General features: G+C 66.8%; 10 protein-coding genes. 2 read left to right on the plus strand and 8 right to left on the minus strand.

All coding sequences use genetic code 11. From position 1 onward, the window contains the following. Window positions 1–545: 545 nt before the first annotated feature. The 7 genes from D3880_RS08320 to D3880_RS08350 form a co-directional block, all read right to left on the minus strand. Window positions 546–1,013, minus strand: a complete 468-nt coding sequence (locus D3880_RS08320) for an acyl-CoA thioesterase (protein WP_119893002.1) — start codon at window positions 1,011–1,013, stop codon at window positions 546–548. A gap of 26 nt (window positions 1,014–1,039) precedes the next feature. After that, window positions 1,040–2,431 (minus strand): dihydrolipoyl dehydrogenase, encoded by a 1,392-nt coding sequence (gene lpdA / locus D3880_RS08325; protein WP_119893003.1) that lies wholly within the window; start codon window positions 2,429–2,431, stop codon window positions 1,040–1,042. A gap of 7 nt (window positions 2,432–2,438) precedes the next feature. Next, the gene (locus D3880_RS08330) at window positions 2,439–3,665 is read right to left on the minus strand and encodes a pyruvate dehydrogenase complex dihydrolipoamide acetyltransferase (protein WP_119893004.1); all 1,227 of its coding nucleotides are present in this window, start codon (window positions 3,663–3,665) and stop codon (window positions 2,439–2,441) included. A 1-nt stretch (window position 3,666) separates the two neighbouring features. Beyond that, window positions 3,667–4,152 (minus strand): VOC family protein, encoded by a 486-nt coding sequence (locus D3880_RS08335; RefSeq protein WP_119893005.1) that lies wholly within the window; start codon window positions 4,150–4,152, stop codon window positions 3,667–3,669. Between the two features lie 18 nt (window positions 4,153–4,170). After that, on the minus strand, window positions 4,171–6,360 hold the full coding sequence (locus D3880_RS08340) for an alpha-ketoacid dehydrogenase subunit alpha/beta (RefSeq protein WP_119893006.1): 2,190 nt from the start codon (window positions 6,358–6,360) through the stop codon (window positions 4,171–4,173). A 17-nt stretch (window positions 6,361–6,377) separates the two neighbouring features. Further along, the gene (locus tag D3880_RS08345) at window positions 6,378–7,199 is read right to left on the minus strand and encodes an SDR family NAD(P)-dependent oxidoreductase (protein WP_119893007.1); all 822 of its coding nucleotides are present in this window, start codon (window positions 7,197–7,199) and stop codon (window positions 6,378–6,380) included. An 80-nt stretch (window positions 7,200–7,279) separates the two neighbouring features. Beyond that, complete coding sequence (locus D3880_RS08350; RefSeq protein WP_119893008.1) at window positions 7,280–8,071, minus strand: shikimate dehydrogenase family protein; 792 nt, start codon at window positions 8,069–8,071, stop codon at window positions 7,280–7,282. 189 nt (window positions 8,072–8,260) lie between these two features. Here D3880_RS08350 and D3880_RS08355 point away from each other — a divergent pair, with 189 nt between their 5' ends. Further along, window positions 8,261–9,004: an SDR family NAD(P)-dependent oxidoreductase gene (locus D3880_RS08355; RefSeq protein WP_119893009.1), complete on the plus strand. Its 744-nt coding sequence runs from the start codon at window positions 8,261–8,263 to the stop codon at window positions 9,002–9,004. A gap of 57 nt (window positions 9,005–9,061) precedes the next feature. Then, window positions 9,062–9,805 (plus strand): FadR/GntR family transcriptional regulator, encoded by a 744-nt coding sequence (locus D3880_RS08360; RefSeq protein WP_119893010.1) that lies wholly within the window; start codon window positions 9,062–9,064, stop codon window positions 9,803–9,805. Between the two features lie 91 nt (window positions 9,806–9,896). On the opposite strand, the gene D3880_RS08365 is transcribed toward D3880_RS08360, so the two are convergent. Further along, entirely contained in the window at window positions 9,897–11,690 is a 1,794-nt protein-coding gene (locus D3880_RS08365; protein WP_119893011.1) for an acyl-CoA dehydrogenase, read from the minus strand. Between the last annotated feature and the right edge of the window lie 108 nt (window positions 11,691–11,798).

The raw sequence follows: 11,798 nt of genomic DNA on the forward strand, positions 1-11,798 counted from the left end.
GCTGTATGGCGCCGATAGCCTGAACAGCCTCGCCAACATCGATCTGCCCGGCCCACGGTTTCGCTTCCCTGCCGGTTGACACCGTGCACCTGAGCGCTGGCGTCGAATTACAAGAACTATGGCGGTCACTGGCGATTCCTGCAGGAGCCGCGACGGTACTTTGCACTCACGAGATTCGCCAGCCGTTCGGTGGACTTGTCCGGGAGTGCCGGGTTCCGGCGAAGGGAATCGAACCGCTACAGAAGCAAAGGGCTCTGTGGGAGATATCGAGCCCACCATACAAGGTGCCATACAACGTACTCGTTGCTGGCTAAGTCGCCGTAGTACAGGCGAGCTGACGCCAGCGGGTGGACCTGAACCTGAAAGCAGCTATCTACCTGTCGCGAGTAATACCTCACTGCCACCAGCTTGCCGCTCACGCTTCCCTAGATAAGGGTGCTTGCTAGCGCCATCCACGCTTGCCAGGGCACGGGACCTTCGGCGTGCGGGTCAATAAGGCATGCAATAGTTCCATACGGTCCTTGACGCGCCGATCCGCTGACTCCTTACCCCTGGGATGGCAACAATTCGGCCCCGTCGCGATCGACGATCAGACGCCTTAGTTCGTCGGAGACGGCGACCTTTTCCCCTGTCGCGTTGATCATCCAGACACAGATGGCGTGGCCATGGCCGACCCGGGAGCCGTTCCAGGCAGCGAACTCCATGCGGAAGCTGGTTCTGCGGACCCAGGCGACGCGGCCGGTGATCAGGATCTTCTCACCGTGTTCGAGCGAGCGGTCGTAGGTGAAACCGAGTTCCTTGATCACCGGGCCTGGAGCTTCCCGGGTGAAGCGTGGTACGCCCAGAGATTCGAGATAGGCATTGCGGGTTTCTTCGCACCAGCCCAGGTAGGCGAGGTTGTTTGCGTGGCCGAAAGGGTCGATGTCCGCCCAGCGCACTTCGAAATGCTTGCCAAAGGCCCAGCCCGGCTCGACGCCGTACTGCGCCCGGGAGTCGTTGTTCAGATCATTCATGCTTGTTCCTCGCCTCTCGGCATTCTTTAGATATGCAGCGCCCGCTCGTAGGCGGCCAGTACCGCTTCGTGCATGGCCTCCGACTGGGTCGGGTGGGGGAAGATAGTGCTCATCAGTTCCGCTTCGGTGGTCTCCAGTTCCAGGCCGACGGTGTAGCCCTGAATCATCTCGGTGACTTCCTCGCCGACCATGTGCGCACCGAGCAGCTCGCCGCTGTCCGCATCGAACACTACCTTGGTGAAGCCACCCGTTGCCCCCAGCGCGATGGCCTTGCCGTTGGCGGCGAACGGGAACTTGCCGACGCGCACCTCGCGCCCGCTGGCGCGTGCCTGGGCTTCGGTTAGGCCGACGCTGGCGACCTGTGGATGGCTGTAAGTGCAGGCCGGTACGCGGTTGCTGTCCAGTGGATGCGGATCGAGACCGGCAATCCTCTCGACGCAGATCAGCGCCTCATGGCTGGCCTTGTGCGCCAGCCACGGCGGACCGGCGACGTCGCCGATGGCGTAGACGCCCGGCTCGCCGGTGGCGCCGTAGTGGTCGGTGAGGATATGGGTCTTCTCCACCTTGACCGCGGTGCCTTCCAGGCCGAGGTCCTCGACGTTGCCGACGATGCCGGCGGCGCTGAGGATTACATCGACTTCCAGGACAGCTGCGCCTGCGCCTTCCAGTTCCACCTGCCAGCCGCCCGCCAGGCGACGCTGCGATTTCAGCCGGCTGCCGGTATGCAGGGCGATGCCGTCCTTGCGCAGCGCGTCGGCGACATGGGCGGAAATCTCCTCGTCTTCCACCGGCAGGATGCGTTCGGCCATCTCGACCACGCTGACCTCGCAGCCCAGCGCACGGTAGAAGCTGGCGAATTCGATGCCGATGGCGCCGGCGCCGATCACCAGCAGGCGCCGGGGCAGGGCAGGCGGTTGCAGGGCCTCACGGTACGACCAGAGGCTGACGCCGTCCGGCTCGAGCCCCGGCAGTTGCCGCGCCCGCGCGCCGGTTGCGAGGATGATGTGCGGCGCCGCCAGCGTCAGCGTGTCGCTGGCGCGGGTCACCCGCAGGCTGTGCCGGCCCGCCAGGCGGGCATGGCCGTTGATCACGGTGACGCCGTTCTTCTTCATCAGATGCTCGACGCCGCGCTGCAACTGGGCCGCAACCGTCCGCGAACGCGCGACCATGACGGGCAGGTCGACCTGCGGGGCGCCGACGTTGACGCCGAAGCGCGCGGCATCGCGCACCAGGCGCAGCACATCGGCCGAGCGCAGCAGGGCCTTGGTGGGAATGCAGCCCCAGTTCAGGCAGATGCCGCCGAGCTGGGCCTTCTCCACCAGCGCCGTGCGCATACCCAGTTGGGCGGCGCGGATCGCCGCCACATAGCCACCCGGGCCGCCGCCGACGACGATCAGATCGAATTCCTGTGTATTCATTGCCGCCTCAGACCAGTATCGCCAACGGGTTTTCGATGATGCGCTTGAAGGCCGCCAACCACTGTGCGGCGAGTGCGCCGTCGATGGCGCGGTGGTCGGCCGACAGGGTCACGCTCATCGCCGGCGCCACCACCAGCGCGCCATCCTCGACCAGCGGGCGTAGCGAAGTGGCGCCAACGGCGAGAATCGCCGCATGGGGCGGATTGATGATCGCGGAGAACTCCTCGATGCCGTACATGCCGAGGTTGCTGATGGTGAAGCTGCCGCCCTGGTAGTCGGCGGGAGCCAGGCGGCCGCTGCGGGCGCGCTCGGCCAGCCCGGCGACCTCGCTGCCGATGCGCGACAGCGACTTGCTGCCGGCATCGCGCACCACCGGGGTGATCAGCCCGTTGTCGGTGGCCACCGCCACGGCGATGTCGGCCCGGTTGTACTGACGCAAGGCGCTATCGGTCCAGCTGACGTTCATCGCCGGCACTTCCTGCAGCGCCGCGGCGACCGCCTTGACGATGAAGTCGTTGACCGAGATCTTGCGCGGCGCGCTGGCGTTGACCTGGGCGCGCAGCTCGTTGAGCCGGTCCATCCGGCATTCCACCTTGAGGTAGAAGTGCGGCACGCTGGCCTTGCTCTCGGTCAGGCGGCGGGCGATGGTGCGGCGCATGTTCGAGTGCGGGATTTCCTCGTAATCGCCTGTGCCGCTGCCGGCCGCCGGGACGACCGGTGCAGGCGTGGGCGCCGGTGCGGCGGGTGCCGGGCGGGTGCTTTCCACATCGCGCTTGACGATGCGCCCGTGCGGGCCGCTGCCCTGCAGGGTGGCGAGGTCTATGCCCTGTTCCCGGGCCAGGCGCCGCGCCAACGGGCTGGCCTTGATCCGCTCGCCAGCGGCAACCAAGGGAGTTGCCTGGGCTGTCGAGGCGACTGTGGCTGCCGGTGCTGCGGCCTGTGCTGCAGGGACAGCAGCGGTAGCCAGCAGCGCCGCGATATCGACGCCGTTCTCGCCAGGCGCATACAGCACGGCGATGGGGGCGCCCACGGCAACGTCCTCCCCGGCCGGGCTGAGGATCTTGCCGAGCACGCCGGCTTCATCGGCCTCGAAGTCGACCAGGGCCTTGTCGGTCTCGATGCTGGCGAGCAGGTCGCCGACCGCGATGGCCTCGCCTTCCTGCTTCAGCCATTCGTTGAGCACGGCCGAGGTGCCGTTGGCGGCGATCTCCGGCATGCGGATGAGTTTTGCCATGTCAGCTCGCTCCGTTGATGAGGTCGGGACGGTAGTCGCCGATGTGTTGGTACTGCACCAGTTCGAGGACGTTGCCCTCGGGGTCGCGGCAGAACGCCAGGTACACGCCGGGCCGCACTTCGACGCGCTGCGGGCCGGTCATGAACTCGATGCCGGCGCGCTGCAGATCGGCGATCGCGGCGTCGATGTCGTCGAGAATGAAGGTCAGGTAGGTCGCGTTCGGTCGGTCGAGAATCCAGTCGCCGGGTGCCGCGGCGCCGGTCGGCGTGGTCCGCGCCAGCAGCTTGATGCGTTCGCCCCGGTTGGTTTGCAGGCGCACCACGGTGTAGGGCTCGGGGCACAGCGCGGCGGCACTGGCCTTGTCGGCCGGCACCAGGAACTCGCTGACGAAGCGCAGGCCCAGCACGCCTTCATAGAAGGCGCGCTGCCTGGCCAGGTCGCGACAGGCGATGCCGACTTCCAGGGGGACGGTCATGTGGATGGTCATTCGCTGCTCCCTGGCCGCTCAGGCGGCGCCCTTGTCGCGCATGATGCGGTGCAGGCCGACGACCACCTCTTCGGTGCGCGCGCAGGCCGCGCGCTCCAGCACCTTGGAGATGCTCGGCGAGGCTTCGCTGCCGGATACGCGCTGCACCGGCTGGTCGAGCCAGTCGAAGCAGCGGCGCTGGATCTCGTCTGCCAGCCAGCCACCGTACGAGGTGCCGACCGAGCCCTGTTCGACGATCAGCACGTTGTTGGTCTTGCGGATGCTTGCCTCGATGGTTTCCCAGTCGAGACTGGCGCGGTCGAGCCAGCGTAGGTCCACCACTTCGGCGTCGACGCCGCTGTGTTCGGCGGCTTCGAGGGCGTGGGCGACCATCGACAGGTAGGTCAGCACCGTCACCTCCTTGCCGCTGCGGCGGATCGCCGCCTTGCCGAACGGGATCTGGTAGTCGAGATCCTCGACTGGTGCCAGGCCCGACGAGCCGTACAGGTCGACGTGCTCGATCACCAGCACCGGGTCCTTGAGCGCCAGCGCGGCGTTCATCAGGCCGATGTAGTCGAACGGCGTGGAGGGCGCGACGATCCGCCAGCCGGGGCTGGTGGCGAAGATGCCCGCCGGGTCCATGGAGTGCTGCGAGCCATAACCGCTGCCCATGGCCACCTTGGTGCGCAGCACGAACGGCACCTCGATGTCGCCGCCGAACATGTGCCGGGCCTTGCCGATCTGGTTGAACACCTGGTCAGCCGCGACCCACATGAAGTCGGGGTACATGAACTCCACCACCGGGCGGTAGCGGCCGTCCATCGCCAGGCCGCCGCCGAGGCCGGCGAAGGCGTTCTCGCTGATCGGCGTGCCCAGCACGCGATCCGGGAAACGCTCCTTCAGGCCACGGGTGGCGCCGTTGGTGCCGCCTTTCAGGCGATGCACGTCCTCGCCCATGATCACCACGCCGGGGTCGGTCTCCATGCGCCGGGCCATCACATCGGCCACCGCGTCGATGAACTTGCGCTTCTCCAGCTTGCCCTGGAAGCCGGTTTCCTCCGCGGTACGCGCGCCCTGCAGTTCGCTCAGGTCGCCGCGCACGCCGACGTTGCAGAAGTCCGCGCTGGGCCACAGCTCGGGGCGAATCCGTCGCTTGCCGACCCGGGCACCGCTATCGGCTTCGGTCAGCGCAGCGGCAGCGCGCTGCATGGCCGCTTGCGCGCGGCCGCGCAGGGCGGCGATCTGCTCGGCATCGATCAGCCCCAGCGCCTGCATGCGCCGGCCCAGGTGATCGAGTGGATCGCGCTCGCGCCAGGCCTGCTCCTCGTCCTTGCTGCGGTAGCCGAACGCGCTGCCGGGGAAGGCGCCGTTCTGGTGGAAGAAGCGGTACACGTCGACCTCGATGATGGTCGGCCCCTTGCCGGCGCGCATGTGCGCCAGTGCTTCCTGCATCGCCAGATAGACGGCCAGCGGGTCCATGCCGTCGACCCGCCAGCTGGGGATGTTGAACGCCGCGCCGCGCGCGGAGAGGCGCGGTTCGGCGGTGGCTTCCTCAACCGTGGTCGATACCGCGTAGCGATTGTTCTCGATGAAGAAGCACAGCGGCAACTGCCAGGCGGCGGCGAGGTTCATGCTTTCCAGCACCGAGCCGATGTTCACCGCGCCATCGCCGAAGTAGGTCACCGCCACGGCATCGCTGCCGGCGTGCTTGTGCGCCCAGGCCGCGCCGGCCGCCAGCGGCACGCCGCCGCCGACGATGGCGTTGGTGCCCAGCACGCCGGCGTCCTGCCAGCGCAGGTGCATGGAGCCGCCGCGCCCTTGGCAGAAGCCCTGGGCCAGGCCGAGGATCTCGCCCAGCGTGCGTTGCAGCAGGTTCTCGACCTCGGTGCTCAGCGGTGCCTTGGGATCGATCCCGGTCGGGTTCAGATAGCCGAGGGCCTTGGCGAGGAACTGATGGTGTCCACGGTGGGAGCCGTTGATCTGGTCGGCGGCGACCAGCGGCACGATGGAGCCGGCCGCGCCGCCTTCCTGGCCGATGCTGGAGTGCGCCGGGCCATGGACCAGGCCCTCGGAGGCCAGTTCCAGCACGCTTTCCTCGAAGGCGCGGATCAGGTGCATGTGCGCCAGCAGCGTGCCGAGCACGGCCGGGTCGGCGTCTTTCCAGTCTTGTTCGGTGGCGCGCAGTTCCACCCACGCGGCGGCGGGCGCCAGCGCAATACGTTCTGCCATGGTCTCGATCTCGGGGGTCAGATGTAGCCGTAAGCCGTCCAGCCGCCGTCGGCGACTAGGGTCTGGCCATTGATGAAGGCGGCCGCATCGGCCGCGAGGAACAGGGCGACGCCGGCGATTTCTTCCGGTTGCGCCAGGCGCCCGGCCGGCGTGCGCGCGGTCAGCGCGTCCAGGTCCATGCGTCCGTCGCGCACCAGCTGGTCGACCAGGGCGGTCTGCACATAACCGGGGGCGATGGCGTTGACCCGCACGCCGGCCCTGGCCCATTCGATGGCCAGCACCTTGGTCAGCATCACCACCGCGGCCTTGCTGCCGCAGTAGGCGGCGCGCTCCGGGGCGGCGCTCAGGCCGTACATCGAGGCGGTGTTGAGGATCACGCCGCCGCCTTGGGTGACCATGCGCCGACCGGCCGCCTGCGCGCAGTAGAAGACGCCGTTCAGGTTGATATCGATCGCCCGGCGCCAGTCTTCCGCGCTCAGTTCGAGGGTCGGACGGTTCATGGCGATGCCGGCATTGTTCAGCAGCACGTCGATCCGCCCGAAGCTCTCCACCGTGCGCTGCATCGCGTCCTCGACCACCTGCGGATCGGTGATCGAGCCGGCAATGGCTTCCAGCTGGATGCCGGGATGGGTTTCACCCAGCTCGCCGCGAACCTGCTCCAGCGCGCTGGCGTTGATGTCGAACAGCGCCAGGTGGGCGCCATTGGCGGCGAAGGCTTTGGCCATCGCGAGGCCGATGCCGCTGGCCGCACCGGTGACGAAGACCGTCTTGCCTGCCAGTTCCGGATAGCGCTGCGCCGTGTTGGGCACCTTTACTTGTGCGGTGGTCTGTTGAGTCATTCCGCTGTCCAGCCCTTGATTGTCGGATGTTGTTCTAGGGTCTTGCGGCGTCGCTCAGGGCGGGGCCGCAGTCTTTTTGCTCAGGCCAGGCCGAAGAAACGCGCCATCTGCTCGATCTGCGCATCGATCATGTGGCGACCCAGGTGTACCGGGTGACCATGCGCGGCTGCGGCGAGCAGCAATGGGGTCATGTCCGGGTTCATCACTACCTCGGCGACCAGCGCGCCGGTGGGCAGCCGGTCCAGCGCGAACGGCAGGTCGTCGCCGGGCTTGAGGCCCAGCGAGGTGGCGTTTACCGCCAGCGTGTAGTGCGTCGGCATCGAACCGGCAACCTCGGCCTGCAACTGCGGGTGATGGGCGCGAAGCTCCTCCACCAACTGCCGAGCACGCGCCTCGGTACGGTTGTAGATGCCGATCGCCGCCGCACCATGGCTGGCCAGCGCATGGGCAATGGCCTTGGCCGCGCCGCCGGCGCCAGCGAGATAAACGCGCTGGCCACGAATGGCATGGCCCTGGGCGAGCAGCCCCTGGGCGAAGCCCTCGCCGTCGAGGTTGCCGCCGATCAGCGCGCCGCGCTCATGGTCGATGCGCAGCACGTTGACCGCGCCGCTCTGCCGCGCCGCCGCGCTCAGCTCGGTGCAATGGGGCAGCACGGCTTCCTTGTACGGGATGGTCACCACCAGGCCGGCCAGATTGCGGTTCGCCGCCAGGCCAGCGACGAAGCCGGCGAACTGCTCAGGGCGGACATGCAGGGGCACCAGCACAGCGTTGCAGCCCAGCTGCTGCATATACGCATTGAAGCGCTCCGGGGTGCGCACGTGCTCGATGGGGTCGGCGACGATGCCGACCAGGCGGGTCTTTCCGTTGATCATGCTGCCCTCGTTGCCGATCGGGTCGGGGGGTGATGGTGTTCCGTCAGCATGTAGGACAAATCATCTTTACTTGTCTGACATGTTGCCGCACATTATGGGCGGCAGCTGAGGTTGTCAACATCCTTTCATAGCTTGTCAGACAAGTAGGTGTGACGAGTTTCCTGTGCCGCCATTACCAGAGGGAAAACAATGATTGCTTTCGACGGCAAAACCGTACTGATCACCGGCGCCGCCAGCGGCATCGGCCGTGCCTGTGCGCGGATGCTGCGACGCGCAGGTGCCGACCTGGCGCTAGCGGACATCAATGAGGCCGCGCTGGAAGTGCTGCAGGCCGAGCTGCGCGCAGCCGGTGGGGAAGGCCGCATCAGCTGCCACCTGCTGGATATCGGCGACGAAGCGTCCTGCATTCGTACCGGCGATGCGGTGGCCGAGCGCCATGGGCGTATCGACCACCTGATCCACGCCGCCGGCATCTATCCGTGCGAGTGGGTGCGCGACATGCAGGATGCCGACTGGCAGAAAGTCATGCGCGTCAACCTCGATGGCACCTTCTATATCTGCCGAGCGGTAATGCCGTACCTGAGCGATGACAGCTCCATCGTCAATCTGTCGTCCGTGGCCGGCCATCGCGGTAGCCCCTCGCATGCCCATTACTCGGCGTCGAAGGGGGCGGTGAGCAGCTTCAGCAAGAGCCTGGCCCTCGAACTGGCGCCCAGGACCCGAGTCAACCTGGTGGCGCCCGGCATCATCGAAACGCCGATGACCACTGACCTGATGCAGAGCAAGGGCAAGATGCTGATGGACAACACCCCGTTGCGTCGCTTCGGCACCGCGGAAGAGGTAGCCGGTTGCATCCTGTTCCTCTGCTCGCCGCTGGCCAGCTTCGTGACCGGCGAAACCCTGCACGTCAACGGCGGCCTGTACATGGTGTAGGAATATCGGCCACGATCTCTCTTTACCGGACACCCCCCAATTCCAAGGTTTACTCAGATGACCGTTGCACAGAAAACGCCGAAGCGGGCCGTAGCCACAGCGGAGCAGCCGCGCCAGTCGGTGACGGCTGCGATCGTCGACTGGCTGAACCGACAGATCGAGACCGAGCAGCTCAAGCCGGGCGACAAGCTGCCCAGTGAAAGCGCGCTTCAGGCCCAGTTCTCAGTCGGCCGCTCGGCGGTACGCGAGGCGCTGTCGCAGCTCAAGTCCGAAGGCATAGTCACTGCCGAGCAGGGCCGCGGCGTCTTCGTCAACGCCCCGGCCGCCCGCCAGGCCCTGCGCCTGCCGGGCGCCTCGCTGGACGACAGCGAAAGCCTGGCGCACATCCTCGAGCTGCTGGCGACCTTCGAGTCGGCCGCCGCACGCTACGCGGCGCTGCGCCGCACGCCGGACGACCTCAAACATATTAAGCGAGCCCTGGTGGGTATGGAGTACGCGGTGCTCAACGACGAGTTGGGCGAGGAGGAGGATTTCGCCTTCCATCAGGCCATCGTCGAAGCCACCAAGAACCCGCATTTCAAGGCGCTCAACGACTATCTGGAGCAGCACGCCCGCCGGCTGATCCGCCAGGCGCGCAGCAATACCGCGAAGAACTATGCGGAGCTGATCCAGGACGTGCAGAACGAGCACCAGGCGATCTTCGCGGCTATCGAGGCGGGTAATGCGGAGGCGGCGAGCGAGGCGGCGGAAACCCATCTGCGCAACGCGGCAAAACGTCTGAACATGTACGTCCAGGTATAAAGCCGCGGACTTTCGGCAGGCGTCTGGAGGGGGCGTGGGCAGCACCGCTGCACGGCCGTGAGGCCCCGTCGCCAGAACGGGGCCATGCGGCTCAGAACTGCTCCTCGTCGAACGCCAGCGCGGCATCACCACCGTTGAGCACGGTATGCGCCAGACCACCGGCGCGGGGCAGCAGGTGCTCGGCGTAGAACTGCGCGGTGAGCAGCTTGGCGCGGTAGAACGGATCGTCGCTGCCGGCACGTAGGCGCTGTTGCGCGACCAGCGCCGAGCGGGCCAGCTGCCAGCCGCCGGCGACGATGCCGAACAGTTCGAGGAAGGGCACCGCGCCCACCGACACCTGGCGCACCTGCGTCGCGTACTCCCGGACGATGAACGCCACCGCCTGCTCCAGGGCGGCGACGCCTTGGCCCAGAACGCGGCCGATGGCTTGCAGGTTCGCATCGCCGTCATTCAGCAGCTGCTGCTCCACCGCATGCATGCGCTCGATCACCAGGGCGATGGTGCGGCCGTCCTCGCGGGCGATCTTGCGGCCGATCAGGTCGGCGGCCTGGATGCCGGTGGTGCCTTCGTAAATGGTGGTGATCCGCGCATCGCGCAGGTGCTGGGCGGCACCGGTTTCCTCGATGAAGCCCATGCCGCCGTGGATCTGCACGCCGAGCGAGGCGATGTCGATGGCGTTCTCGGTGCTCCAGCCCTTGACCACCGGGATCATCAGGTCGACGAAGGCCTGGCTGCGCTGACGCTGTTCGGCGTCGGCATGGCGCTGGGCAAAATCCATCGCCGTGGCGACTTCGCAGGCCAGCGCACGCATGGCTTCGGTGCGTGACTTCATCGACAGCAGCATACGCCGTACGTCCGGATGACGGATGATCGCCACCTTGTCGCGGCTCTTCACCCCCAGTTCGCCGCCTTGCACGCGATCACGGGCGTAGGCGAGGGCGCGCTGGTAGGCGCGCTCGGACAGGCCGATGCCTTCGATGCCGACCGAGAAACGCGCGGCGTTCATCATGATGAACATGTATTCCAGGCCGCGGTTTTCTTCGCCGACCAGCCAGCCAGTGGCGCCGCCTTGGTCGCCGAAGGCCAATACCGCGGTCGGGCTGGCATGGATGCCGAGCTTGTGTTCGATCGACACGCAACGCACATCGTTGCGCGCGCCGAGGCTGCCGTCGGCATTGACCAGGAACTTCGGCACGACGAACAGCGAGATGCCTTTCACGCCATCCGGCGCGCCCGGCACACGGGCCAGCACCAGGTGGACGATGTTATCGGTGAGGTCGTGCTCGCCGTAGGTGATGAAAATCTTCTGCCCAAATACGCGGTAGGTGCCGTCGCCCTGCGGCTCGGCGCGGCTGCGAACGGCAGCCAGGTCGGAGCCGGCCTGGGGTTCGGTGAGGTTCATCGAGCCGGTCCACTCACCGCTGACCATCTTCGGCAGGTAGGTTTCCTTGAGGTGCGCGGAGCCGCGCAGTTCGATGGCTTCGATGGCGCCACGGGTCAGCATCGGGCACAGTCCGAAGGACACGTTGGCGCCATTCCACATTTCCTCGACCAGCGCCGAAACCAGGCGCGGCAGGCCCTGGCCGCCGAATTCCGGTTCGCAGGACAAGGCGTTCCAGCCGCCTTCGACAAACTGCTCGTAGGCTTTCTTCCAGCCAGTCGGGGTGCTGACTTCGCCGTCGTTCCAGCGCGCGCCTTCATGGTCGCCGCTGATGTTGAGCGGCGACAGCACGCCGCTGGCGAACTTGCCGGCTTCGCCGAGAATCGCCTCGACCAGCTCTGGACTCATCTCTTCGCAGTCGGGCAAACCGCTGACCTGGTCCAGATGACCCAGCTCGTTGAGGACGAATTGCATGTCACGCAGCGGGGCGGTGTATTCACTCATCGGAAAGTCTCTGTCGATTAGTCGTGGGGGTAGCTAGCGACGATTGTGCGAGGCGCATCTGCAAGAGGGCGGTAGTTAACCAGATTGTCTGGCCTGCCTCTCCCACCC

This window comes from Pseudomonas cavernae, from assembly GCF_003595175.1.
Taxonomy (GTDB): Bacteria; Pseudomonadota; Gammaproteobacteria; order Pseudomonadales; family Pseudomonadaceae; genus Aquipseudomonas; species Aquipseudomonas cavernae.